The sequence below is a fragment of the Psychroserpens mesophilus genome (assembly GCF_050617655.1).
Lineage (GTDB): Bacteria > Bacteroidota > Bacteroidia > Flavobacteriales > Flavobacteriaceae > Psychroserpens > Psychroserpens mesophilus_A.
Map to the genome: position 1 here is coordinate 1 of NZ_JBODQC010000121.1, position 289 is coordinate 289.

Here is a 289-nt window from a genome sequence, read left to right on the forward strand (position 1 = left end):
AAGACAGCCGGTGGCCGGGAAGGCCCCCGGCTCTTTTTATTTCCCGTTAAACCAGATCATGATGCCGATAACGATAACGAGGATGCCGACCGAGACGACGATATCCTTCCAATTGTAACTCGCCTTATTGCGCTCTTTCTCCTCCCGGGTAATGGTCGCATAGGTGAGGTTGGCAATTTTTTCGGGCTCCGGGGCCGGGGTCATCAGGCACACGCCAACCAGCACCACGATGCAAAACAAGAAGAACCAGGCCGCGAAAATCAGGTAATTCACAGCCCCCAGGGTATGC

The 289-nt window shown here is 54.7% G+C and carries 1 pseudogene; it reads right to left on the reverse strand.

From position 1 onward, the window contains the following. Positions 1-36 precede the first annotated feature (36 nt). Positions 37-289: pseudogene (locus tag ACRHNM_RS16595) on the reverse strand (Na+/glucose cotransporter); the annotation flags it as partial.